The sequence below is a fragment of the Acinetobacter sp. UBA6526 genome (assembly GCF_002434875.1).
Classification (GTDB): domain Bacteria; phylum Pseudomonadota; class Gammaproteobacteria; order Pseudomonadales; family Moraxellaceae; genus Acinetobacter; species Acinetobacter venetianus.
The window spans coordinates 1-26,588 of sequence record NZ_DJLC01000149.1; the positions used below are offsets into that span (position 1 = coordinate 1).

Consider the following 26,588-nt stretch of genomic DNA (forward strand, 5'->3'; position numbering starts at 1 on the left):
AAGAAATTGAACAACTATTATTTGATTTGAATCGTGACTTGGGCACGACTTTAGTGTTGGTAACACATGATCAAAATTTAGCAGCGCTGTGTCAACGTCATGTCAAACTTGTGGATGGTCAGATTCAAGAAATTGTAAAGGCTGAGGAGAGAATATGAACTCGATCCTGAAACCTTTACTGTTACAAAGCTTTCGCACAGGTGGTTTATATTTACTGATCATTGCACTGTCATTGGCTATTAGTGCGACAACCGCTTTAAAGTTCAGTAATACTCAAGTTCAGAATGCAGTAACGCTTCAAGCTGCTGAAATGCTGGGTGCGGATCTCGTTCTATCTGATAATCAACCGATTCAAGAAAATTGGCATGAACAGGCAAAAAAACTCAATTTAAAACAGGCTTCGGTCACGCTGTTTGGTTCCATGGCGCATACTCAAGATCAATTTGTCATGGTGAATGTCAAAGCCATTGATGGCGCTTTTCCGCTTCGTGGACAGCTTGAGATTGCACCAAAAGCTCAGCAAATAAAACAAGGAGAGGTGTGGCTGAGTCCCCGGGCGATGGATCTTCTCGCCGTGAAATTGGGAGATAACGTTGCAATTGCTGATGGTGCGTTTAAAGTCACAGGTCTGATTGAACATGATTCAAATCAAGAGCTTGGGTTCTCAGGTTTTTCTCCAACCGTGATTATTCATCAAGCTGATATTGCTAAAACTAATGCAATTCAAGTTGGTAGTCGTATCGAATATCGCTTATTGATGGCTGGAGAACCAAATGCTGTCGATGCTTATAAGAAGATATTTAAGCGACAAATGGACCCTGAATCCGATAATCAAAAAGTAGAGTCACAAGCAGAAACAGCCGAACAAACATCACTTAAGTTACGAGATGCAAGTCAATCCAATACAAGATTGATGAAGCCCATAGAGAATTTAGATACTTTTCTACAGCTTGCTAATCTTTTGACGATTCTGCTATGTGGTATTGCGATTGCTTTAACGAGCCAGCGTTATGTACAACAAAATCAAGATCATATTGCACTGATGCGCTGTTTAGGCGCGAGTAAGAAGCAGATTTTATCGGCTTACATTATTTTGCTTGGGATAGTGAGTTTGATTTCGATTGCACTTGGTAGTTTGATTGGGATTGGATTGGGATACGGATTGCTGCAGTTAATGCTACAGTTGATTCCTCAATTGCAGCTGAGCTTTGCGCTAAGTGATTTACTCATGGCTTTGCCTATCGCCATTTTTACCAGTGTAATGGTATTGATAGGTTTTATCCTACCAAGTATTTGGGAGCTGTTAAACACTCCGCCTATTCGAGTCATTCGTCAACAAGAACGTTCTCGTAAGTCCTATGTGGCGATGTTCGCCGTGGGGATTTCCAGCCTTATTGTTTTCAGTTTGGTATTGAGTGATAACTTACAGTTAAGCCTTTTGGTTTTAGTAGCGATTCTTGTGCTATGTACTGTGCTTTTTGCGATGATCTGGTTGCTGTTAAAAGCCATTAAACGATTAAAGCATCCTTTGTCAGCTTATGTACGTATACCGCATCAAACAGCTTTACAAATCACGGCATTAGCACTTGGTTTAAGCTTGATTACAGTGCTGAGTGTATTAAGAACAGATTTATTGCAACGTTGGCAGCAACAATTACCAGAGGGAACACCAAACCAATTTGTATATGGTTTACCTCCATTTGATATGCCTCAATTTAAACAACAGCTTGAGCAGAATAACTGGTCTTCCACACCACTATATCCAAACATTCGAGGGCGATTAATTGCGAAGAACAATCAGGCATTTTCTCCTGAGTTGATTCAACAAAATAATTCACTTCGACGCGAATTGAATCTGACGCAAGCGAGTGCATATCCGACTGACAATGTCATTACACAAGGCGAAGCAAATTTCAGTGCAGTAGGGCAAGTTTCTGTTGAAGAAAAACTAGCCACTGAGTTAGGTATTAAAATTGGTGATCAATTACGCTTTAGCTTGCCTGAGGGGATATTAGAGGCCAAAGTAATTAATCTTCGCTCAGTGGAATGGGAAAGTTTTAGCCCCAATTTCTTCTTTATTTTCTCTCCTCAAACCATGGATGAAAATGCAGGAAGTTATTTAGGCAGTTTTTATGTTCCGACAGTCGATCAGCCAAAAATGGTACAGCTCATTCAGCAATTTTCCAATACAGTATTTATTGATGTTGGGCGGATATTGGATGAAGTTAAACGCTTGATGAATGTATTGGTTCAGATCGTGACGGTATTGGCTGTGCTTGTTGGCATGTCAGGTGTGTTAGTTTTAATTGCCTGCTTAAATGTATTAATGGATGAGCGCCGTAAAGAGGTTGCATTATTGCGTTCATTTGGTGTCGCTAAAAATAAATTAAAGCGGATGCTTAGCTTAGAGGTTGGTTTTATTGGCTTACTTGCTGGTGTTGTGGCGTGTTTATTTGCAGAAGTAATCAGTGCAATTGCAAGTTATAAGATGCAAATGGCAGTCCAATTGCATCCAGAAATTTGGTTTATTTTACCTTTAGCAATGATGCTGGTATGTACTGTAATTGGACGATATCGTCTGAGTTATTTATGCGATATTCCACCATTACAAAGTTTAAGAGAAATCAATCAATCTTAAAAAGTCAGTTGATTTTGACGCAGAATCTCATCCCATAATGGGGTGAGACCTGTACTTAACTGCGTACAATAAAAATAGAATCCAGCAAGTAATACGCTACACAGAACCAGTGCAATCATTTGTATAGCAACTTTACGTTGGGTCTTTTGACCAAAATACCAAAGACTTGCAAGCAAAGCCCCCATGATCATGCCGCCGATATGGGCTGCATTGTTAATCCCTGAAACTGTAAAACCAAAGATTAGGTTGATCGCCATCACCATAACTAGAGATTTTTTATCTAACCAAAAACGTTGTCTTGGTAATGCTGGAAATAATGAAACAGCGGTCAGTGCTGCGCCCAGCCCCATGACTGCTCCTGATGCACCTGCACTGATATGAGGGAGTAAGCTTGGGTCAAAATGTTGTAAGAGTTGATAACCGTCACGAATACTCAGATAGCTAGAAAGTACACTTCCCATCAAACCCGCAAGAAAATACATACCGATATAATAGGAACGACCAAATAACTGCTCAGCGACACTGCCAAATATATAGAGTGCCCACATATTTAACATTAAATGGATCAATCCAAAATGGAAAAACATGCTGCTAAAAAGGCGTTCAGGCTCACCCGAAAAGGTGAGTGGTGTAAAATCAGCACCCCAAGCGATTGCATCCATAGGGGATGGGTCGGTAATATTCACACCTGTAAGGATTTGCCAACCAAATAATCCAACATTGACCGCAATTAAAATTGCAGTAAACCACCATGTTTGTATTTGCAATTTTTGATTGATTTGTGGTGGAGTCGTTTCAGTCATATGTTTGAGCTAGCCATGAATATGAAAAATAGCTTAGCATGAATTGATGGGACGAGACATGGATCATATGTCATAACGCCGATGTCCGAAGGAGTGAAGCACTTTAATGAAAGCCTTTTTAGCACGTACAGTCATGTTGATTATTGGGGTAATTCTGCTCATCCAGCTATGGATTTTTTCTAGCTTGGTGTGGTGGAGAACACATCCTGTTCAAACAACAATGTTCATGCGGCTAGATTATTGGTCGGATTTCAAGCCTATTCAGCAAGAATGGCGTGATTACGATGACATTAGTGATAACTTCAAGCATGCGATCTTAGCTGGTGAAGATGCGAAGTTTATTCATCATCATGGCTTTGATTGGGCGGGTATCCAACATGCTTTAGAACGGAATAGTGAAAAAGGTGAAGTGGTCGCAGGCGGCTCTACGATCTCACAACAACTTGCTAAGAACTTATTTCTCTACAATCAACGATCATTCATCCGTAAAGGTCAGGAAGCCGTAGCCACTTGGATGATGGAGCGTATGTGGTCAAAGCGTCGAATCCTAGAGGTATATATGAACTCTGTGGAGTTTGGACAAAATATTTATGGCGTTGAGGCGGCAACTCAGTTTTATTATGGAAAAAGTGCAAAAAGTTTAACGCGTGAACAAGCTGCATTTTTAGCTGCTTTATTACCGAATCCTAAATATTACCAAGACCATAGAAATGATCGTAAGTTGCAATATCGCAAACGTGTCATTTTAAAATATATGAATGGTACACAAATTCCTCAATAGTTCATTTTATTTAAAAAAAGCCTAATATTTTTGGGCTTTTTTACCAAAATGACATAATTTTGCAGCATACTTAAACGATCACTTGATAAATTAAAGCGATAAGGTTCGGTATGAATACTGCAGTGACGACAACAGCGCCCATAGAATATAGTTACAACGATCGTTATATAAATCGTGAACTTTCGATTCTCGATTTCCATTTACGTGTACTAGAACAGGCGGTTGATCCACTCCATCCCTTGTTAGAGCGGATGAATTTCTTACTCATCTTTTCGCGTAATTTAGACGAGTTTTTCGAGATTCGTGTTGCTGGCATGATGGAGCAACTGACTTTAGGCAATGAAAGTCGCACTCCTGATGGTTTGACACCTAAACAAGTTTTGGATGAAATTTCTAGAACTGCACATGCGGCAATCGAACGCCAATATCGTATTTTAAATGAAGAAATCTTACCGAAGTTACGTGAAGAAGATATTTGCTTCTTACGTCGTGGCGAGTTAACACCTGCGCAATCTGCTTGGATTAAGAAGTATTTCCAAGAGCAAGTTGCGCCAGTATTGACACCAATCAGCCTTGATCCAGCGCATCCATTTCCTCGCTTAGTCAATAAAAGCTTGAACTTCATTGTCACCTTAGAAGGCAAAGATGCCTTTGGTCGTCAAATTGATTTAGCCGTTGTTCCTGCACCGCGTTCACTGCCTCGTGTTGTTCGTTTACCAGATGAGCTGACCGATGGTAAAGAACACCATGTCATGCTTTCTGCGATTATTCACGAGCATGTTTCTGATCTATTCCCAGGCATGACAGCAACAGGTTGTTATCAATTCCGTGTGACGCGTAATGCTGATTTAGCATTGAATGAAGATGTTGAAGATCTTGCTAAAGCACTAAAAGGTGAATTGAGTTCACGTCGTTTTGGTCGAGCGGTACGTTTAGAAGTAACGCATAATTGTCCAAAACATATTTATGAATATTTATTGGACGAGTTCGACTTAAACGAAGAGCAGCTTTATCGTGTTGATGGGCCGGTAAATTTAGCGCGTTTACTTTCAAATTTTAAACGTCCGCATTTACGTTATGACTCACATACACCTGTGATTCCAAAAGCATTCAAAAAATCGGAAAGCATTTTTGCTGCAATGCAAAAGCAAGATATTCTATTGCATCATCCATTTGAATCATTTGCACCAGTCATTCAATTGTTACGTGAAGCAGCGCGTGATCCACAAGTGCTTGCAATCAAGCAAACACTTTATCGTAGTGGTGTGGATTCTGAAATTGTACAAGTACTTGCCGAAGCTGCACGTAATGGTAAGGAAGTGACCGCAGTTATTGAGTTGCGTGCTCGTTTTGATGAAGAGTCAAATATCGAGGTTGCTAACGTATTGCAAGAAGCAGGTGCAGTCGTTGTATATGGCATTGTAGGCTATAAGACTCACGCCAAAATGATTTTAGTGGTACGCCGTGAAAATAATAAATTAGTACGCTATGTTCATTTGGGAACAGGTAACTATCATGCGGGTAATGCGCGTATTTATACCGATTATGGTTTGATGACGACAGATAAAGATGTCTGTGAAGATGTGCACCGTATTTTCCAAGAATTGACTGGTATGGGGAAAATGGCGAAGCCGAAAAAGCTGCTTCATGCACCATTCACTTTACATGCTCAACTGATTAACTTTATTGATGATGAAATTGCCAATGTAAAAGCTGGTAAACCTGCACAGATTATTGTGAAAGTGAATGCACTCACCGAAGTTCAGCTCATCAATAAATTGTATGAAGCTTCACAAGCGGGTGTACAAATTGATTTGATCATTCGTTCGATTTGTTGTTTACGTCCGGGTTTACCAAACTTGTCAGAAAATATTCGTGTTCGCTCAATTGTTGGACGCTTCCTAGAACATACACGCGTGTTTTATTTTAGTAATAATGGTAATCCACGTATTTATGGTTCAAGTGCAGATTGGATGGATCGCAACTTATTCAACCGTGTAGAAGCATGCTTCCCGATTGAAGATCCAGTTTTGAAAAAACGTATCTATCAACTAGGTTTATTGAACTATCTAAAAGACAATCAACAAGCGTGGTTGTTGCAAGGTGATGGTGTTTGGGAGCGCGCTAAACTTGTTGAAGGTGAAGAGCCACATAATGCGCAACAGACTTTGTTGGATGCGATTAAGTAATTCAAATTAGACATCTTACTGAGATTCTTCTACAAGATGTCTTTAAAAAAACCGATCGATTTGAGATCGGTTTTTTATTGTCTGCTTAGTTACTTTTGATTTCTAAAACCAATTGATTTACCAGATCAGCAGCTTCGAGTTCCCGAATTTGAGCAACATTACTACCTGCCCAAAATGCACCATAACTAAAATCATGTTGCTGATTGGCAATCGCCATCAACTGTTTGGCTAAATCATACGTATATGGATAGGCAGGTACATTTGGTCGGTTAGGACGATCAATTTCAGTATGCCAAGTCCCGATCAGACCTCGTGCAGGGCGACCTGATAAGCTAGCACTAATTTGGGTAATATTTTGATTAAATAATGCTTTACGATATTCAGTATTCGCACTTGAGCTTTTACATTGAACAAAGGCTGTGCCTAATTGAACGGCTGAAGCACCAGCTTTCAACATCTGCTTTGCCTGTTCGCCATTCATGATGCCACCAGCAGCAATTACAGGTGTTGTGCAATGTTTAGAAATTAGCTGCACCAGATCTAAGGTTTTGATTGCAGCATCAAAATGTTGATTAAATATTCCTCGATGTCCACCTGCTTCAATCCCTTGAGCAATAATCAGATCAATACCCGCAGCTTCAATTTGCTGCGCTTCGACCAAGTTAGTTGCAGATACCATTGTGATAATACCTGCATCTTTTAATGCTTTAATTTGATGAGGATGGGGAATCCCAAAATGGAAACTCGCTGCTTTAGGTTGAGTTTCTAAAACAATATTTAAGAAATCATCACTATCCAAAAAGCTTGGATAAATACAGTTCAGTTGTGACGGTGGAGTTGTGCCAAATTTTTCAAAATGTGGCGCAATATATTCAATCCATTGCTGTGCGATGTCTCGATTGAGTGATTCAGATTGATGACAGAAAAAGTTGACTTGGAATGGTTTTTCAGTCAGTGCTTGAGTTTTTAAAATCAGTTCCTTAGCTGCCGAAGGTGTATTCGCGCCTAAACCCAATGAACCTAAAGCTCCCTGATTAGAAACTTCAGCAGCAAGTTCAGGTGTAGAAACACCAGCCATTGGTGCAAGAAAAATAGGATGTTTAATTTCTAATAATTCTAAAATTTTCATGTCATATATACCTAATTGGTTTTGATTCAACATAGCTTAAATATCAAAAAAATAGCAAATAATACTGGTTATTTCTTTTTAGAATGGAGATACATAGATGGTTTATCTATCTGAAAATAAAAGATGTTTGGCTAATGAATTAACCAAACATCTGACAATATTATCGATTATTGATAGGCTAAAACCAGTAAGGCTTTAAATAGGCCAGCAATAATTGCTAAACCTACAAAACCCACGATCCATAAGCCGATAAACCATTTGATTTGTGATGATTTCATTGTCGTTCACCTCAGTGGTAGCCTTGATCGCCAACACGGACTTTATCTCTAAAAATCCAATATCCCCAAAAGGTGTACACCAAAATAATTGGGATCATGATCAATGCACCAATTAATGCAAAGACCTGACTGTCTCGCGGTGCGGCAGCTTCCCAAATGGTAACAGATGGAGGAATAATGTTTGGCCATAGGGTGATGACAAAGCCAGAGTAAGCCAAGAACATCAGCATCAAGGTATAAATGAAAGGTTTGTATTCACTTCTTTTTAGACAAGCTTGCCATGTCAAGAATGTAAAAATAACCACTAAAATAGGAACAGGACTGAAATAGATCAGTTGTGGAATTGCAAACCATTTTTCAGCAATAGCAGGTTGGCTGTAAGGAGTATATAAACTGACGGCTGCGAAAATAACGAACAGTGCAAAGATTAATTTAGGCATCAATTGGTACATTCGATCTTGCAAACCATCATCAGTTTTCAAAATTAACCATCCGCAACCCAATGCGGCATACATGATCACAACACCTAAACCTGTAAAGAGAGAAAAGGGCGTTAGCCAATCCAGACTACCACCGACAAAGATCCCATTTTCAGTCTCTAAACCCTGAATGTAAGCACCTAAAATCACACCTTGTAGAAAACTTGCTAAGGTTGAACCGCAAATAAAAGCCATATCCCATAATGCTTTTGAACGACTCGCTTTAAAACGAAACTCGAACGCAACGCCCCTAAAAATAAGCGCAATTACCATCAAGGTAATCGGCATATAAAGAGCAGATAAAACAGTTGCATAGACAATTGGAAAGGCTGCAAATAATCCAGCACCTCCTAGTACCATCCATGTTTCATTGCCATCCCAAACAGGTGCAACGGTATTCATCATGACATCACGCTCTTGTTGTCCCTTAATAAATGGGAACAGGATGCCGATACCAAGATCGAAGCCATCCAAAATGACGTAGATCAATACGCCTAGCGCGATGATCATGGCCCAAATGAGAGAAATATCCATCCTTATTCTCCTTTCGTCTGATCTTTGGTTTCGAGGCTATCCTCAACCGCACTGAGTGGGCGCATTGGCGTTCTAAAGTGTCCAATACCACCTTGTTCTTCAACAGGGGTATGAATGAATTGGGGGCCTTTGTACATGAGTTTAAGGATGTAATAGATACCTGTTCCAAAGACAACGGTATAAACCAATACAAAGATAATCAGCGTAATACCGACTTGATTTGCAGAAACATTGGACAAAGCATCCTCTGTACGCAGGACACCATACACGACCCAAGGTTGGCGGCCAATTTCAGTGGTAAACCATCCAGCAAGTAACGCGATATAACCCGTTGGTCCCATGATTAAGGCGAACTTGTGAAACCATTTGTTCTCATAAATTCGTTCTTTTTTGCGCAACCATAAGCCAACCACTGCCAGTAAAACCATCAGTGTTCCTAGACCAACCATGATACGGAAGCTCCAGAAAACTAAAGTTGAATTTGGACGATCTTCAGGGGCAAACTCTTTCAACCCTTTAACTTCACCATCGAGACTATGGGTTAGAATCAAGCTACCTAAATAAGGAATGCCCACAGCATATTTAGTGGTTTCTTCTTGCATATCTGGAATACCAAACAAATAGAGAGGCATTGGTTCATTGACATTTGTTTCCCAGTGACCTTCCATCGCCGCTAACTTAGCTGGTTGATGCTTTAAGGTATTCAAACCGTGATGATCGCCAATTAAGACTTGCGCAGGTGCTGCGAATAAGATCATCCACATCGCCATAGAGAAGGATTTCTTTACTAACTCATCTCGACGACCGCGAATTAAATGCCAAGCCGCTGTTGCTGCGATAACTAATGCAGAGACTAAAAAGGCTGCAACTGCCATATGTGCAAAGCGATACGGAAATGATGGGTTGAAGACAATCGCAAACCAATCTTGGGGTACGATGATGCCATTTTCGATGCTGAAGCCTTGTGGCGTTTGCATCCAACTGTTTGAAGACAAAATCCAAAACATGGAAATACAGGTGCCAATTGCTACCATGAACGTTGCAAAGAAATGGGCTTTTTCACTGACTCGTCCCCAACCAAATAGCATGATTCCTAAAAATCCTGCTTCAAGGAAAAAGGCGGACAATACTTCATAGGTCAGCAGTGGCCCAGTAATACTTCCTGCAATTCGAGAAAACTCACTCCAGTTTGTCCCAAACTGATAGCTCATAACGACCCCAGAAACCACACCCATACCAAATGTCACGGCAAAGATTTTGAGCCAATATTTATAGAGGTCTTGATAGATTGGATTATGACTACGTAGCCATTTCCATTCTAGAACTGCTAGAAAACAAGCGAGACCGATTGACGTTGCAGGAAAAATAATATGAAACGAGACTGTAAAGGCAAATTGGATACGTGCTAACTCTAACGCTGTTAAACCTAAGTCCATAATGAGTCCTCCAACGGATAACTGAATCGTTGTAAAACTGGTTCAACAGACACTTTTTTAGCGATGTGTTTGTCTCGCTCTTGCTGTTGATCAGCAAAAGAAATTCGATAAAGCATATAAAACTCACTTTCTCAATAATTTAGTTAAATAAATGATTACATTGAGAAAGCAAAAGGAGGGGCTCGACCTTGGGGGATGAGAAATAAACGCTGTAATGAGAAAAAGAACGCGATAAAAACTTGATATAAGTGTAAAAAGCGGACTTGTAAGCGAACAAAAACTTCTTTAACTCCAAGTGTTGGAGGCGCAACTAAATGCCCATAAAAGAAACAGAATGGACATTGATGGTTAAAGTCGTGTTGATGCGAATGATGTGTCGAATCAAAATGTACATGATCGCTTGTTGCGTGATTATGTTCTAAATGATTTTGATGTGATGTATGTGCTGAGTGAGCAGTGTGTTCATGTTTCATTTGGGAAGACAGATGCGTTACAGTCTCACAAGCTGGAGAAATTTGATATTTCTCTGGCAATAGAGGCTGTAAGAAGACAGCTATCTGTAATGCTATTGTTGCAAAAGCAAACAATATCCCAAGTCGATGTATCAAGACACTTCTCTACATTGGTTACTTCAAACCAGCAAGTTGAGATTTCAAGTAATTCTTACTAGCTAACTCAACTTTCGATTAGTAGTCATCATACACCTAAATTTTAGAAAAATCTTACTTATAAATTACATATATTATTATTTTTAAATGTGATTTATTACATAATGATTTTGCTATAGTTTCTTATAGGGGCTGAACGTTGAATAAAGAACCGACCCAAGCTGAAAATGCCATTGCTAAAATTCCCCACAAGGTAATACGTAAGCTGCCTTTGAGCATTGAGGTCTTTGCAAAATAACTCGATAAAGCACCTAAAAATGCAAGAGAAATAATACCTGTAATTAACACTGACTGAGCTACCCATTCGTGTGAACTGAGTAGAATCGCTAACATTGGCAACGCTGCGCCACATGAAAATGATGCTGCTGATGAAAGCGCTGCTTGCACAGGGTTTGCTGCGGTATTTTCATGGATACCGATTTCATCACGAGCATGCGCACCAAGCGCGTCATGAGCAGTTAATTGTACGGCAACTTCATGGGCGAGTTCTGGACTCAAACCACGCGAAATGTAAATTTGAGTTAATTCTTTTAGCTCGGCATGAGGGTTTTTTTCAAGTTCATGGGCTTCTGAACGTAGATCAGATTGCTCAATATCTTCTTGTGATTTAACAGAAATATATTCTCCAGCAGCCATAGATGTAGCACCAGAAATCAAGCCAGCAATACAAGTAATTAAAAGTGTATGAGAGCTAGCGCCACTGGCTGCCATCCCCATAATTAAACTGGTTACAGAGATAATTCCATCATTTGCACCAAGTACGGCTGCACGAAGCCAGCCAGAACGCTGCATAACATGGATTTCAGAGTGGTGAGAATGCGACATAATTTTACTCGTATGAAAATATTGTTTGTTATCTACAAAGTGATGTCTTCAAGTTTTATTTTTTGGTTTTATCAATGATTCATCAACTTAACTTACTTATAAAATAACTTATTTTAACGATATCAGAACAGCTGTTTAGTTATAATATGTGAATAATTCACCGTTTTAACTCTTTGTTTAATCTACTATTCATAGTAGTTGCGCTGAGTGCTTTTAGTTGAGATATAAAATGAACTATTCTAAGAAAAAGCCCATAACATATTCATTATTAGCTTTCAGTTTAATGTTTCCTTTTCAATCCTCATTCAGTGCCGAGGCTGGTTTTGTAAAAGAGGGAGATGCTGAGTATAAGCCTGGCAACCCGATTTATGATCGTTGGGATCAGTTTTATAAGCTTGAGCCAAATCAGCCAGAGCAGGCTGAAAAAGTTTTGCTAGAATTGAGCGAAATTACACCTCAAGATGTAAAGGTTTGGAAAAGTTTAACTTATCTACAAATTCGACTAAATAAGCAGAAGCTAGCACTTCAGAGCGTACAACAAGCCTCAAAACTTGATCCGCAGGATGATCAACTTAAATTGCAACAAGCCTATCTATTGAATCAGCTCCAAAAAGACAAAGATGCACTGCCGATTTTTAAGGATTTAACAACTTCAAATAACCCAGAAATTGCGAGTAAAGCACAAGAGGCGGTACGTAATTTAAGCGGTGGTGCTGTAAAACCAACATTTAAAGATATCTATTTCGCTCCATCATATGAGTCACGTTATGATGATTTTATTTTTCCATTAAAAATGCGCTATGGGAAAAACTTAGATAATGGACGTACACAAGTTTATGGTTTTATAAACCTTAACCGAGATACAAAGTCTAAAGGTGGTGTTCGACCAGAAATTATCGATGAGAATGCTGTAACTGTCGGTGTTGGTGCCAATTACCAACCTTGGACATCAATACCACTTCGAGCTTATTTAGAAATCGGTGGCAGTTATGATCTGATTGATCGTAATCGCGATAAATTCCGTGAAAGTGTGGTCGGTGGTGTAACGGGTTATCAAGAATGGTATGCCAATCCAACCATTGAACAACGTACAGTTTGGAATGACTATTTTACTGACTTATATGGAAACATAGCGAGTTATTCCAGAGAGGACTATAGCGTGATTGCTGATTTGAGATTACGTTCAGGTTTTAATGTATATCGAGGTGAAGCTGGTACGGTACAGGCCTATGGCAAATTACATGCTTTAGCCGATTCAAAAGGTGAAAACTACAATAACTTATTTGAATATGGTGCTGGTGTGGCATGGCAACCATTTAACTACATACCTGTGAAAATTCGTGTTGAACGTCTATATGGGAACTATTTTAAAGATGCTTTGGCGGATGGTACTGACAGCTATAACAATACCCGTACCGAACTTGTTTTTTATAAGGATTTTTAAATAATGAAGAAACTCATTTCAATCGTATTTGGAACACGACCTGAATTAATTAAGTTAGCACCAGTGATTCTTCAGGCCCAACAAGATCAACGGTTTCAAGTCGAAGTTATTTTTACTGGGCAACATGATGAGTTAGTACGCGATGCGATTGATTTTTTCCAAATCAAAATTGATCATCGTTTAAAAATGATGAATGCTGGTCAAAGTCTAAATCAGCTCCTCATTCAAGGTCTTGGTCAGCTCGAAAATATTTTTAATGATGGTAAACAGCGTGATGCGGTCATCATTCAAGGCGACACAACGACAGTTTTAGCTGCTGGTCTTGTCGCATTTTCTATGAAAATTCCAGTCGCTCATGTTGAAGCTGGTCTGCGATCATTTGATTTAGATCATCCATTTCCTGAGGAAGGCAATCGTCAACTTGTGTCCCGTGTTACGAAATGGCATTTTGCTCCGACAGAACAATCTAAGCTCAATTTGCTGCAAGAACATATTGCTGAAGAAAGTATCACTGTTACAGGAAATACTGTTGTGGATGCAGTGTATTTAGGTCGAGAGATTATCCATAAACAAGGGAGCGAAAGTAATCATCTTGAACAGCATGGTTTAAACTTCCCAAAAGAGGCTCGAGTTGTATTAATTACAGCACATCGTCGTGAGAATTTTGGTGAAGGTATTCAAAATATTTGTGCTGCTGTTGAATATCTAGCACGACAATTTAAAGATGTACATTTTGTATGGCCTGTTCATTTGAATCCAGCAGTGCATGATATCGTGCATGCAAAATTTAGTGATCATGCTCAGGTTCATCTGGTTAAACCACTTGATTATCCAAGTTTGTTGGCAGTAATTGATCGTGCTGAATTCATATTGACGGATTCTGGTGGTCTGCAAGAGGAGAGCCCATCATTCCATAAACCAGTTCTTATTCTAAGAGAAACAACGGAGCGTCCTGAGGTTGTTCAGGTTGGTGCTGGTATTTTGGTAGGAACTGATCAAGAGAAGATTGTGAATGAAGCAGAAAAGCTACTTTCTGATCGTGAGCACTATAATCTGATGGCAAATGCACCAAATCCTTTTGGTGATGGTAAGGCATCATTAAGAATTTTGGATCAAATTGCTTTGGGATAAATCAGGTGCTGATTAATCAACCATAACGCAATTTATACCATAGCGTAACAGCATAAACAGTCCAGCGGTTCATGTAATGTGGGCCGTCAAAAATATAAACTTTTTGACCTTCATAAGCTTTTAATTGTTCAGCGATTTCCCAAGGATATGCTGAACGAAATTGTCCATTTTTCTTTGGCCTAAATGCTTCTAATACAATAATGATATGTTCTTTACCAAACTCAAGTTGAAGCTGTTCCAAAGTCTTTCTTGCTTGTTCAGGAGTACGAGTTCCTACACCGACGCCATCCTGAAAGAACACACCAGTATGCTCAGGTAACCAACTTCTTAACCAAGAATCTAAGTGATGTGGTGTTTGCTCAGCGCTATAAATACTGATCCAGACTGGCTTGGCTAGAATATTAATCGCTTTAGCTAGATCGTCTACACAAATCCATGTTGGATCTGCTTCTACGGGGAAGTAATATCCTTTAAGCGGGTATGATTGAGTTTGCTCAATAATTTTTTTTGAGTGTGTTGCCAGATTTACAACATTTGCTCGTGCTGTTTTTTCGTCATATTCACCAGCAAGACCTAAAATAATATTTTCTGCCCACGGTTTTTGATTCAGTTTTTTTAGGCTGATATTTTTTTCCCATTTGGGAATATCCATATCGAGATCAAACCAAGATTTTGATTCAACAATCGACCACTGTGGAACAAAAGTATTTACCCCTAATAAGTCCCAATTTCCCTTGGGGGCAGTTGTAGCTAGGTCTGGTTGCCAAAACATACCTTCAATTTGAGGAGGTTGTATGTCAGGGCTACTGTGCATACAACCTGAGGCAATTAGCGCTGAGAGAATAAGGCCAATTATAATTGATTTTTTTTTAGTCGGCCTTGTTATTATCATTGCGTCGTTTTCGCCAATACCAGAATAGAATCACCAGTATAATGATCGTAGAGATAGTAACAATCAAGATGAAAAATGAAGATTGTTGTACTAAAGGCGCTTTTTGATTACCAACGATAATTTTTTGCAAAATAAAAACTTGGCCATTTTCGGCAACTAAAATCTTGCTGGCATTATTTGGAATGTCATGCTGAATTTTATCCCAAAGTCGTGTGAAGTTCTGTGCTCCCTCTAACGAGTCTGTAATAACGTCAAAACGTTGATCATGTGAACTCACCAAAAAACCACGTGCAGTTGCTGGTGCATATATCACGTCAGGGTGCATTAAAACTTGTTGTCGATAAATATTAGGATTGACTTGAACGTTTAAGACTTCTAGTTTGGCATTGTCAAACTTCACTAGGTTTAATGGTACAGGATCATTGGTCATCAACATTTTCTTAGCTGTCTGACTAATTGCGATCGCCATTTCTAAACTACCAGGATGGCTACCTATTGCGATGGTTGGGTGAGTTGCAAAGCTTACTGAGAGCGATCCAACACCGTTTTTCATTTTATGTGGTAGTTTTACGGTTGATTTTTGGGTATCAATCCATAATGAACCTTTTGCCGTCGGTAAACATTGTGAGTTTACAATCACTGAGTTTTCCAACTTCATGCTAAACGTTGTGTCATTAGAAATATTTTTAGCAAAGTAGTTGAATTGGCGATTGACTGGATCAGAAGCCAAGTCAGCAGTTTTTAAACTGCCTGCTAATCCACCATCAATCCATGTGGTGATATTTGAGCCTTCGAGTAAACCACTTTGTACGCGAAGTGCAATTTGACCTTGCAAGATATCGGTCGGTTGCCAAACAGCAGGGAAGTTTAAAAATAGATTTTTCTCAGCTTGGTTTAATCTAAAATCACTAATCCCCAGATCGGCAAGCGTTTTAATTTCTTTCAACTGTGCCCAGTTAGGTGCAGCAATTTTATTTGGAAGATATGTTGCCGAAGTATCTAACTGATCTAAATAATTAGTATTGAGTAAGCCATTTATTGCCGATTTTAGTTTCTCAGGTTGGTCATATTGAATTTCTAAAGTAGGAATATCATCCTTAAGAATAATTTGAGCGAATGTGCCATTTGGTAAAGGTGTCGCTGACTTTTTCAGTTCAATAAAGAAATTAGCAGGTTGTTCAGGAGGTGAACTTTGTTCAAACCATTTGATTTGAGTGACTGGCGTCCATGCACTCACTAAGCGACCAAGCATCGAAGCTTCAGTTAAATTGGCTGGGTTATATTTTAAAACACCAATAAAAGGTGTTGGACGCACAATTTGTGGATTGAAAAGGGCATCAGGTAGGTCTTTTAGTTTATAAACTGGGCGATGACGTAAATAATCTATTTTTGAGTTGGTTAGGTAGGTAACTTGATCCACATCCTCACTACAGAATGTCGTGCGATTCGCTGCGGGTGATGTTGATGGCGAATATTGTTGCAGAATAAAATCAAGGCGATGGAAACCACTTTTACTCGCAGGAATATTAAAACTCAGTTCACCCGTGCCGTTGAGCATAGTGTTATAGATGAGTTTGTCATCATATTTCACCAGTAGAGATGTGTAGTGTTCAGTTGCATATTCACTGCTAAAACGAATACTTTGCCATTCTGAACCTTTTCCGATATAGAAATAGTGAGGCTCAATGGTGTATTTATTTGAGGTATCAATATTGTCAAAAGTCCAAGTATTCCATGTCTCTGCATTAGATAAAACCGGCAAAGAGAGCGCTGCACTGGTTAAAAGAACTTTCAATACTTGATGATGTAATGGATTTTTTTTCATTTATTTTCTCTCTTTGCTACGTTCAGTTTTGTACCACTGTAATGAGTTTCCCTGTATTTTATTTTTCAACATATCGTATGCTGCTTTGAAAACGATGAATAAGAAAATTTGAGAATAGGTTACGTAGGATAAAACTGAGAAGAAATACAGTTGTGGTTTTGCTCTTTCTAATGAAAGCGTGAACCACATTTGGGCAACATATAAGCAAAATGATAAGCCCCAAAGTAAGGTGAATGGACCCGCAAGTGTGATCCCTGCAATACCGAGTAAGCCTAAGCTTAAGGTGATATGACTCCATATTAGTGCTGGCACAAACAGTACATAGCACATGATGTTATTAAAGATCTCGATCCCAATAGGAAAAGGTTTTCTTAATGCAACGGGTAAATATTTACTGGTCACGTAAAAGTTACCTTGAGTCCAACGAGAACGTTGTTTAATAAATACGCTGAGTGAAGGAGGGTCTTGTTGCCAACCTACGGCATAAGGCACCCATTTGATTCTTCGCTGACCCAAGAAAATCCTAAAGCTCATTTCTGTATCATCTACCAGCGATTTTTCATCGAAACCACCTAAGGTTTCTAAAGCATCACGCCAGATCACATAGTTGGTTCCCATCAATGTTGAGAGCTCAAAACGTTGCCAGCGTCCACCTTGGAAAATCCACTGAAAGAAAATAAATTCAATCGCAATAAAGCGAGTCAAAATACTATCTCGCCAGTTCCGTGTTCGAATTTTACCGTTTACTGCAACCAGCTTTTTATCGGCAAGTAAGGTCTGAGCAAGTAAACGAACGCAATCAGGTTCAGGGGTGCTGTCAGCGTCATAAACAACAATTAATTCACCTTTGGCATGAGGTAAACCATTATTTAAGGTACGAGATTTGCCTTTACCTCCCATGCCTTTAGGTACATTGACGATTTTAATACAGGGATAAATTGCCGCCATGCGCTCCGCAATTTCCAAGGTGTTGTCTTTGGAACCATCATTGATCAGTAAGACTTCATAGGCATGAGCTGGATAATCTTGTTGTGCAATTGCATGTAAAGTATCTTCGATAACAACGCCTTCGTTATAGGCGGGAATCAAGACACTTAAAAATGGCCATTGCTCGGGTACAGGCATATTTTCGAGTTCGCGTGCGGCATTTTTTGAGTATTTCCAAGCTTGATAACTGAGCCATGCCCAAAAGGCTTGGGGAATCCAAATACCTAAAAAACCAAATAAGAAAAGAACATCAATTGCGGGCATTTATTCTTCTCCTACGAATGATTGACATAATCAGGATCAGCAATAAAGTGCATCCGAGTAATAAAGAAATCCATGAAATCGAGCTACCAAATGTACTTAATAAGCTTGGATAACGGGCAGAAAAGATATAATCGAGTGGAATTACCACGGTACTCATCACTATTAAAAAGTAACCCGATGGGCTGGTTTTTACTCCCTCAGGTGTACTTTGAAACTTGGTCTTGTGTATTTTCCAAGAAATTCCAAGCTGTGGATATTCAATATTATTTAGAGACATATTCTCAGGAGGATTGATAATCACTTGATAACCTGAACTTAATGTCGCATCTGTGGTCGCATTATAAAAATATTGTTGTTTACGTTGGATGGCACGAGCTGGAATATTTAAATCATCGTCTTGTGATTGGATGATATAACTCCCCGCAGGTTGTGAAATGATGTTTTCATCCCAGCCTGTTTGTACAAACGCAACCAATGGTCGTAAACCAATTGCAGTAGAAAAAGTCGCTTTAGATGCAAAGTATCTTGATTGCTTCATTTGATAGTAAGCAACAGGAATAGCACCTTCACTCACTGCTTTTTTAATTCTTATATAATCAATTAAACTAAAATATTCATTGGGTAAAATAACACCAGGCTTAATACCGTGTTCAACTAACTTTTGAAAACTTTCAGATTGTAATTGATCGGAAGTAAATATTGGCCACCATGTCGGAGGCTTTGAAAAAAAGTGCGGAATTGCCTGAGTAGATTGGATTTGCGTTAATGAGTCATCATAACGTCGCTCAATTTTACAGTGATAATATTCTTGATAAAAATCCTGTAAGGTTTGATCTGGGAAATTAGCGGTTGCCACTAATATTCCGCAAATGTTTACGATCACTGACATTTATGCATCTCCACTAATAGGAGCAACGCATTCATTGTGTTGTTCAATTTGAAGCTTAAGCACGCTTAGTTCTTGTAAGCGTTGTACAAATAGAGGGGGGGAGAGGTCATCATCTGATTTATTTTCATGAATGACAATGCTTCTAATTTCACTAAGCTCTTCACTAATGAAATGATAAATGACACTGTCTTGATCACTTGATAAAATCTCCATGATCTTATTCTGAGTTTCTTTCCAAATATCTTCACCTAACATTTCTCGGATAAGAACAGTGTTAGTGATATGTATGCTAAAAACTTTATAATGATCTTTTTGAGTGAGTTTCAATAACTTGCGTAATTCAACCTGAAAATGATTTAAAGCTGTTAACGGTAAAATATCATGTTGATAGTTGCGATCATAACTTTGAATATCACGATAAGTTTTAAGAGCGTTTTGAATATTATGACGTACTGCACTCATAAAAATTGGTGCCATTGGAATCACAAAAAGTAAGAGTAGCTGTCTTTCAATATAGGTTTGATTGGCTAAATCTAAGGCAAAATAAACAGCCATACTTACGAATGCAACTAAGCCTAAAATCAGTGCGAAACCGACATTTAAAAAAGCACCCGCGATTAATAAGAGCAATAGGAAAATCCAACTACCGCGATAAGTTGCAGGCAGCCACTCATATGCGATTATTCCCATAAAAACTTGAGAGGAGATAATCCATAAGACGAGGGCTGGAGCAGGATTTTTTTGCATAATAGTTTTAATTTTATTAAATTATTCTGTGATTAATTTAGCATTTTAGCCGTATGCATTCGATTGTTTTATGTTATTTATTTTTTAAAATAATTGTATAAAACAGTAACATAAATTTTTTATCTATTAAATTTATGATATGCGAGGCAACTTATAAGTAAGTCTTAAATACTTCAATCGCTTTTGCTCTTGATGTCTTTAGATCAACCATAGGGCGTGGATAATCTAAGTGTTTTATTGCATTTTTTGCATAAGGCTCATGGATGGTTTTAGCATCTAAGTGGGCAAGTTCAGGTACCCAATGTCGAATATAATCACCATTTTCATCAAATTTTTGTGATTGGCTGATTGGATTAAAAATACGAAAATAAGGAGCAGCATCTGTTCCTGTTGAGGCACACCATTGCCAGCCACCATTATTGGCTGCCAAGTCTCCATCAATCAACTGTTGCATAAACCATTGTTCACCTTTGCGCCAGTCAATGAGTAGATTTTTGCTGAGGAACATGGCACAGATCATGCGAACACGATTGTGCATCCAGCCAGTCGCTAAGAGTTGACGCATACCCGCATCAACAATTGGAATCCCTGTTCGCCCTTGTTGCCATCGTTCCAGTCCACTCGGATCATCATTCCATGTGATTTTTTGAGTAGATGCTTTAAATGGCTGATGCTTAGAAACTTGCGGGAAGTCAAATAAGATATGTTGATAAAATTCACGCCACAACAACTCATCTAACCATGTCTGTTGACCTTCAGACTCAATTAAAAAATCACCATGTTGTTGTCTCAACAACGCTTGAATGCATTGTCGAATCGAAATAATACCGATATTTAAGTAAGCGGATAATTGGCTCGTTCCAGATTGAGCTGGAAAGTCTCTTGCCGTTTTATAATCTGTGACATGATCTTTGATAAATTGATCTAACAACGATAAAGCATAAGATTCTCCAACAGGCCATTCTGTTAAATGGCGATCCTTGATTTGGGGCAAGTAAACTGAACGTAATGTTTCGATATCCGATGTTGAGGATTGAGCAATATCAATTTGTATTTTTTTCTGAGAAGAGGGTGATGGGTAGCATTGCGGTAAACCATGTTCTAGACGTTGATAGCAGGTTTTCTTAAATGCGCCAAAAACTTGATAAGGGGTATCTGATTGATTACGGATCGAAGCAATAGGGAATAGAGTACGATCATGAAAAAGATGAAATTCTTTATTTTGCGAATTGAATAGGGTCTGTACGTCCTTATCTCGTTTTAACTCGTTGACTCCGAGTTCGATATTGGCAAAGATGTTTTCAATCTGAATCTCTTGCAGAAGTGCGTTGAAGTAATCAGGAATGTCTTTCCAAAGATCAATGTTTTTTATAATCAGCGGAATATTGAGTGCGTTTAGTTGTTGTTCCAATGTTTGTAATTGGCGTAAATAAAAATCTATTTTAATCGCTGCATCATCATGTCGTTGCCATTGTGCAGGTGACAAAATACAGATTGCAATGCAAGGACCAGCTTGAGTTGCATGCCATAGCGCAGCATGATCATGGATTCTTAAATCTTGGCGAAACCAAATTAACTGATAAGCATTTGACATAGAATGACTGTATTAAAATTCAATTTAAAAGATTAATTATTATTTTATCTAAGTCTATGTGAAGAAAAAGCAAAGCCGAAGCTTTGCTTTTTTAAAATCTAATTCAAAAAATGAATTAGTGGTGGTGACCACCTACACCGTGTACGTGACCGTGATCTAATTCTTCTTGAGAAGCATCACGGATTTCTACGATTTCAACTTCGAAAGTAAGGTCTTGGCCAGCAAGCGGGAAGTTTGCATCAACGATAACGTTTTCGCCTTCGATCGCTTTAACCGTAACGATTTGAACGCCGTCATCAGTTTGAGCTTGGAATTGCATACCAGGTTGGATGTTGTCTACACCTTGGAACATTTGAGCTGGAACTTCTTGAACTAGGTCAGGATTGTATTCGCCGTAACCTTCAGCAGCTGGAACGTTTACAGTGAATTTCTCACCAACAGTTTTACCTGTAAGTGCATTTTCTAAACCAGGAATGATGTTGCCCGCGCCGTGCAAATATGCAAGTGGTTCACCTTGAGATTGATCAAGTGTTTCACCCTCAGCGTTTGTTAAAGTGTAGTGGAATGAAACCACGTGGTTATTTGCAATAGCAGTCATGTTATTTGATCCATTCAATCAATTTAGGTGTACATCATAAAGTGAAAAATAGGTTCTTTTCCACTTTTTGACACTATTCAACTATAAATGGGAACGAAATTTGAGATTTCAACTCAATACAGTTTAATTTTTGGGCGTACACGACGCGTCAGAAAATCTTTCATGGTTAACATACCTGCTTGGGTATAACCATGAATATTCGCTTGATGCAGTCGGTAGAGGGAGACGTACATGGTTTTTGCAATAAAGCCTTGAACGCTGACATCGCCGAGCAATTCTCCTACAGCTTGATTACGGCTCAATGAAACCAATGAACCTTTATCATTAAAGCTAAACATAGGTTGTGGTGTGCCTGCTATACGAGCCGCCATTGCATCGACTAGAAACGTTGCTTGCTGACTGGCTACTTGAGCACGAGGACCCAGTGGTGGTTGACGTGCATCTAACTGGCAATTCGCGCAGTCACCAAAAGCAAAGACATTTTGATCGGAGTAGGTTTGTAGCGTCGCGTAAACCATCAAACGATTAATCTTATCTCGTTTGAAATCCTCGAAACTTTCTAAAACCTTAGGTGCTTTTACTCCTGCTGCCCAGACTGTGATATCTGAATGGATGACTTCACCATGACTAAAATAGACATTTGATTCATCCACTTTTTGGACTTTATGTTGAGTCAAAATTTCAATGCCCATTTTTTTAAGCTGTTTTGCACTATGCGCAGCAGTCTTTTCATTTAATGCTGGCAAAATACGGTCAGATGCTTCGATCAGCGTAATTTTGACTTGTTTAGGGTCAATTTTCTTCAAGCCATAACGGTAGAAGTTCTTGGTGGTTTCAATTAACTCAGCAGCAAGTTCAACGCCTGTTGCACCCGCACCGACAATTCCAATATTCAAAGCGCGTACATCTGCTTGATTTTGCGCCTCGATATAAAGATGGAATAAATCTTGTTGGAAAATATCAGCTTGTTGACGGCTATCTAGGAAATGACAATGTTCACGAACACCTTCTGTTCCAAAATCATTAGATACCGAGCCGACAGCAAGCACTAAGGTATCGTATGTGAGGTTTTGAATTTGAGGCGTGTGTTCTTTGGAAAGCTGTGGGGGAGAAATCACAATTTGCTTTTGGTCTTTATTGACCTTAATGAGTGTGCCGAGTACAAATTCGAAATGATGCTTTTCAGCGTGGGCAAAATAATTGGTTTGTTCTTCGTGAGGATTGAGAGAGCCAGCGGCTATTTCGTGTAGGAGAGGTTTCCATATGTGTGTGAGGTTTTGATCGACTAGGGTAATTTTAGCTTTCTTTCGTCTACCAAAACGTTCACCTAGTTGTGTTGCAAGCTCTAAACCACCTGCGCCACCGCCCACAATCACGATATGATGTAAGGTTTTGCTCATGATTAACCTAATTATTTTTGTGAAAGGATGGTTGGATTATGCCATCCTTTTTTCACGATTGTATGGTCAATCTTGATAAAAATAGTAGACTTTTTATCCTTGATTTAGAGGGTAAAGTTTGGCAACCTTAGAATCATTGGTTGAAAAAAATGAGAATAAATTAGAGAACCAAATCATAATTTTCTGGAAAATATTAGCCTCTTCAATATGCACATCATTCTCAATCTGAAAGCTGCGAATTAACTGATTATTTTGATAAATTGACACAGTTGCCAAGTTCATCACTTGCATCAATGGTGCAGTTAAATGCTGTTCATTCAACTCAATATTGATATGCGTATTTGTTGTTTGTAATGGCTCAACCGATGTTACTTGCTGGTTAGCATCCACTAAATGAATACGTTGTGTCGTTAAGTCAAAGCTATTTAAGTCGATGGGTGCCGTTGGAGCGTATAAAGAGGTAGTTACAATCGTCGGTTGTTGAGTTTCAACCTTAAACATTTTTAACGTTGATTTAATTACGGGCAACTCAGCAATCAATCTTTGTTGTGGAATAACTTCTTCGTCACGCGTATAGGTATAAGCTAGGTTCATAAGCTTATGCGCCACTTCCGCACGCTTTTCCGCACTTGGCGTACCTAGAACCACAACAATCAGGCGGCGTTTTTCAACATGAGGATTAAGGGTTGGGCGTTCAGCAGTGAGTGCCAAATTATAACCCGCTGCTTTGGTATAACCTGTCTTTAAACCATCTGCTGTTGGATCCATTTTTAATGCAAGGTTAGTTGCATGATGGAAATGTTGGTTATAGCTAAAGCTTGGCATTTTTGAATAGTATAAATATTCTGGTGTTTGTTTCACGATTGCTTTTGCAAGCATGCTCAGATCAGCTGCAGTAGAGTAGTGATCCGTCATCGTAATCCCAGCTGGATTACTAAAGTGAGTATCTTTCATACCAAGTGCTTGAGCTTCTTGGTTCATTCGGGCAACAAACTGTGGAACACTACCCGAAATCTTTTCCGCAAGTGTAACTGCTGCATCATTAGCAGACATCACGATCAGACCTGCTAAAAGCTGATCAACAGAAATTTGTTCGCCCGCTTTTAAATACATCTGAGACTCATCCCACATGATGGTATTCACCACAGGCGTTGCCGTAATAACGTCTTCTTTACGTAATTTTCCAGCTTCAATCTCTTTTAACGCGATATAAGCAACCATCATTTTTGTCAGTGAAGCAGGGGCACGTTGTACATGACTATTGTGCTCAGAAATAATCTGTCCCGACTGAGCATCGATGATAGACCAAGCCTGTGCTTCAACTGATTCTGGTGCGATATTAAGTAAATTTGCATGCGCGAAGTTGACACATAGCAAGCTAAACAACGTAAAGAGAGAGAGGATGAATTTCACGTAAACACCTTGTGTTGCCGATCCAGGAGCAAGAAATGCGAAAGAAGCATCCTATGACTTTTTGGCTATGGAAGCTAGCGACTTTTGCTGACAATTACGACATCTACGCATGACTTTGTAAAAAAATGCTAAGCTGTGAGAAATTGTTCTTATTTTTACGATCTAAAGCTATGTTGCACTACCAAATTGAGTTCGACGATTATCGCCAACATCTTGTTCATGTCACCCTTCGTTTTCTAGCAAATCCTAACCAAGAACTTTGGTTGCCAACGTGGATACCGGGTAGTTATTTGGTTCGAGAGTTTTCAAAGCATATCGAATCAGTGAAGGCTTCTGATGAAGCAGGGCGCATACTGAGCATTAAAAAGACAGAAAAGAATCGCTGGCGTTTATTCAATACGGATCATGAGCTGATTACAGTTGAATATGATGTCTATGCATATGATCTATCTGTTCGTGGTGCTTATGTTGATCAAACTCGCTTATATATCAACCCAGCATGTGTTTGCTTAGGTTTACAAGATCAAGAACAAGCGCCTTGTGAAGTTGAGGTCTTCCTACCTGATGAGCTAAAGCATTTTCAGATTGCAACAGGTCTAACTTCAAAGAGCCTCGTCAAAGGTCGTTTCACATTGAAAGCTGAAAATTATGATCAGTTGATTGATAGTCCATTTGAACTTGCTGATCAAAGTCGTTTTAGTTTCGAAGCCAATGGTATTCCACATGAGTTTGTGATTTCTGGTAAACACAGTACCGATTTAGATCGTTTAAAAGCAGACATCAAGAAAATCTGTGAAACGGAAATTAACCTGTTTGGTTCTGCGCCATTTAAAGACTATACCTTTATGACTATGGCGACTGGTAATAGTTATGGTGGATTAGAACACTGTAATAGTACGAGTTTAATTACGCCACGCGATGACCTTCCAAAAGCAGGCGAAGCTGAAGAACCATCCAAGGATTATCAACGTTTCTTAGGCTTATGTAGTCATGAGTATTTCCATTCATGGTTAGTTAAATTTATTCGTCCTGAAAATTTTGCCAATTATGATTTGCACAAAGAAGGCTACACCAGCTTACTTTGGATTTTTGAAGGTTTCACCTCTTACTATGATGATTTAATTTTATTGCGTAGCGGTGTGATTTCTCAGAAGTCATATTTAGATTTACTCAAAGCACAAATTGATCGTTATTTGCAAAATCCTGGTCGCTTTATTCAGTCAGTTTCTGAGTCGAGTTTTGATGCGTGGATTAAATTCTATCGCCAAGATGAGAACTCAAATAATGCGGGAACGAGTTATTACAACAAAGGTAGCTTAGTCGCACTGTGTTTAGATTTAGGATTGCGTTTGCGTGGTTCGAATCTTGACTCTCTCATGCGTCGTTTATATGAAAATACTCAAAATGGGATGCAAGTAAATGATCGTACCATTGTTGAGCTATGCAATGAGTTGACGGGGGATAATTGGATTGAACAAATCAATCACCTCATCAATACTACAGATGAATTACCACTCGATCAGTTGTTTCCTGAGTTTGGTTTAAGTTACAGCATTAAAAATGACAAGGCTTTGCCATTTGGTTTAAAAGTGGCAGATAAGGCGGAAGGTGTTGTGATTCAACAAGTGCGTCGCGAGAGGGCCG

At 39.1% G+C, this 26,588-nt stretch carries 21 protein-coding genes and 1 pseudogene; 7 read left to right on the plus strand and 15 right to left on the minus strand.

Annotated elements, in window-relative coordinates:
* Together B4237_RS10020 and B4237_RS10025 are read left to right on the plus strand one after the other, a co-directional pair.
* Positions 1-158: pseudogene (locus B4237_RS10020) on the plus strand (ABC transporter ATP-binding protein); the annotation flags it as partial.
* Positions 155-2,638, plus strand: coding sequence for an ABC transporter permease (locus tag B4237_RS10025; protein ID WP_278595526.1), 2,484 nt, complete (start codon positions 155-157; stop codon positions 2,636-2,638). The pseudogene B4237_RS10020 and the gene B4237_RS10025, both read left to right, overlap by 4 nt.
* Here B4237_RS10025 and B4237_RS10030 read toward each other — a convergent pair.
* Entirely contained in the window at positions 2,635-3,441 is an 807-nt protein-coding gene (locus B4237_RS10030) for a rhomboid family intramembrane serine protease (protein ID WP_061518318.1), read from the minus strand. The genes B4237_RS10025 and B4237_RS10030 overlap by 4 nt on opposite strands.
* A gap of 106 nt (positions 3,442-3,547) precedes the next feature.
* Between B4237_RS10030 and mtgA the strand changes: the two genes are divergently transcribed.
* Both mtgA and ppk1 read left to right on the plus strand, forming a co-directional pair.
* Positions 3,548-4,222 carry a monofunctional biosynthetic peptidoglycan transglycosylase gene (gene mtgA / locus B4237_RS10035; protein WP_019383930.1) on the plus strand — a complete coding sequence of 225 codons (675 nt, stop codon included), beginning with the start codon at positions 3,548-3,550 and terminating at the stop codon, positions 4,220-4,222.
* 110 nt (positions 4,223-4,332) lie between these two features.
* The gene (gene ppk1, locus B4237_RS10040; protein WP_004878374.1) at positions 4,333-6,411 is read left to right on the plus strand and encodes a polyphosphate kinase 1; all 2,079 of its coding nucleotides are present in this window, start codon (positions 4,333-4,335) and stop codon (positions 6,409-6,411) included.
* An 85-nt stretch (positions 6,412-6,496) separates the two neighbouring features.
* Here ppk1 and B4237_RS10045 read toward each other — a convergent pair whose 3' ends face one another.
* From B4237_RS10045 to B4237_RS10065, 5 genes are all read right to left on the minus strand, one after another.
* Positions 6,497-7,540 (minus strand): NAD(P)H-dependent flavin oxidoreductase, encoded by a 1,044-nt coding sequence (locus B4237_RS10045; RefSeq protein ID WP_278595525.1) that lies wholly within the window; start codon positions 7,538-7,540, stop codon positions 6,497-6,499.
* 289 nt (positions 7,541-7,829) lie between these two features.
* Positions 7,830-8,831, minus strand: coding sequence for a cytochrome d ubiquinol oxidase subunit II (gene cydB, locus B4237_RS10050; RefSeq protein ID WP_278595524.1), 1,002 nt, complete (start codon positions 8,829-8,831; stop codon positions 7,830-7,832).
* Positions 8,832-8,833: 2 nt separating this feature from the next.
* Complete coding sequence (locus tag B4237_RS10055) at positions 8,834-10,267, minus strand: cytochrome ubiquinol oxidase subunit I (RefSeq protein WP_278595523.1); 1,434 nt, start codon at positions 10,265-10,267, stop codon at positions 8,834-8,836.
* Between the two features lie 155 nt (positions 10,268-10,422).
* The gene (locus B4237_RS10060) at positions 10,423-10,875 is read right to left on the minus strand and encodes a DUF2946 domain-containing protein (RefSeq protein ID WP_171054792.1); all 453 of its coding nucleotides are present in this window, start codon (positions 10,873-10,875) and stop codon (positions 10,423-10,425) included.
* A gap of 183 nt (positions 10,876-11,058) precedes the next feature.
* The gene (locus tag B4237_RS10065; RefSeq protein WP_061396613.1) at positions 11,059-11,760 is read right to left on the minus strand and encodes a VIT1/CCC1 transporter family protein; all 702 of its coding nucleotides are present in this window, start codon (positions 11,758-11,760) and stop codon (positions 11,059-11,061) included.
* A gap of 229 nt (positions 11,761-11,989) precedes the next feature.
* On the opposite strand from B4237_RS10065, the gene B4237_RS10070 reads away from it, so the two are divergent.
* Positions 11,990-13,204 carry a tetratricopeptide repeat protein gene (locus tag B4237_RS10070; protein ID WP_278595522.1) on the plus strand — a complete coding sequence of 405 codons (1,215 nt, stop codon included), beginning with the start codon at positions 11,990-11,992 and terminating at the stop codon, positions 13,202-13,204.
* A gap of 3 nt (positions 13,205-13,207) precedes the next feature.
* Positions 13,208-14,335 (plus strand): non-hydrolyzing UDP-N-acetylglucosamine 2-epimerase, encoded by a 1,128-nt coding sequence (gene wecB, locus B4237_RS10075; protein ID WP_278595521.1) that lies wholly within the window; start codon positions 13,208-13,210, stop codon positions 14,333-14,335.
* Between the two features lie 16 nt (positions 14,336-14,351).
* Here the strand turns inward: wecB and B4237_RS10080 are convergent, their stop codons facing one another.
* The 9 genes from B4237_RS10080 to B4237_RS10120 all read right to left on the minus strand — a co-directional run bounded on the left by B4237_RS10080 (position 14,352) and on the right by B4237_RS10120 (position 24,944).
* Complete coding sequence (locus tag B4237_RS10080; protein ID WP_374974065.1) at positions 14,352-15,149, minus strand: hypothetical protein; 798 nt, start codon at positions 15,147-15,149, stop codon at positions 14,352-14,354.
* 55 nt (positions 15,150-15,204) lie between these two features.
* On the minus strand, positions 15,205-17,052 hold the full coding sequence (locus B4237_RS10085) for a hypothetical protein (protein WP_278595519.1): 1,848 nt from the start codon (positions 17,050-17,052) through the stop codon (positions 15,205-15,207).
* Positions 17,053-18,303 (minus strand): glycosyltransferase family 2 protein, encoded by a 1,251-nt coding sequence (locus tag B4237_RS10090; RefSeq protein WP_286942961.1) that lies wholly within the window; start codon positions 18,301-18,303, stop codon positions 17,053-17,055.
* On the minus strand, positions 18,290-19,192 hold the full coding sequence (locus B4237_RS10095; protein WP_278595517.1) for a hypothetical protein: 903 nt from the start codon (positions 19,190-19,192) through the stop codon (positions 18,290-18,292). Before B4237_RS10095 ends, B4237_RS10090 begins: the two co-directional genes overlap by 14 nt.
* On the minus strand, positions 19,193-19,939 hold the full coding sequence (locus tag B4237_RS10100; RefSeq protein WP_278595516.1) for a hypothetical protein: 747 nt from the start codon (positions 19,937-19,939) through the stop codon (positions 19,193-19,195).
* 151 nt (positions 19,940-20,090) lie between these two features.
* Entirely contained in the window at positions 20,091-21,533 is a 1,443-nt protein-coding gene (gene phrB, locus B4237_RS10105) for a deoxyribodipyrimidine photo-lyase (protein WP_278595515.1), read from the minus strand.
* A gap of 115 nt (positions 21,534-21,648) precedes the next feature.
* On the minus strand, positions 21,649-22,131 hold the full coding sequence (locus B4237_RS10110) for an FKBP-type peptidyl-prolyl cis-trans isomerase (protein WP_004878390.1): 483 nt from the start codon (positions 22,129-22,131) through the stop codon (positions 21,649-21,651).
* Between the two features lie 113 nt (positions 22,132-22,244).
* Positions 22,245-23,531: an NAD(P)/FAD-dependent oxidoreductase gene (locus B4237_RS10115; RefSeq protein ID WP_278595514.1), complete on the minus strand. Its 1,287-nt coding sequence runs from the start codon at positions 23,529-23,531 to the stop codon at positions 22,245-22,247.
* 93 nt (positions 23,532-23,624) lie between these two features.
* Entirely contained in the window at positions 23,625-24,944 is a 1,320-nt protein-coding gene (locus tag B4237_RS10120) for a D-alanyl-D-alanine carboxypeptidase PBP6B (protein ID WP_278595513.1), read from the minus strand.
* 170 nt (positions 24,945-25,114) lie between these two features.
* On the opposite strand from B4237_RS10120, the gene B4237_RS10125 reads away from it, so the two are divergent.
* Positions 25,115-26,588 (plus strand): M61 family metallopeptidase (locus B4237_RS10125; protein WP_286942965.1); only part of this gene is annotated, 1,474 nt, incomplete at its 3' end.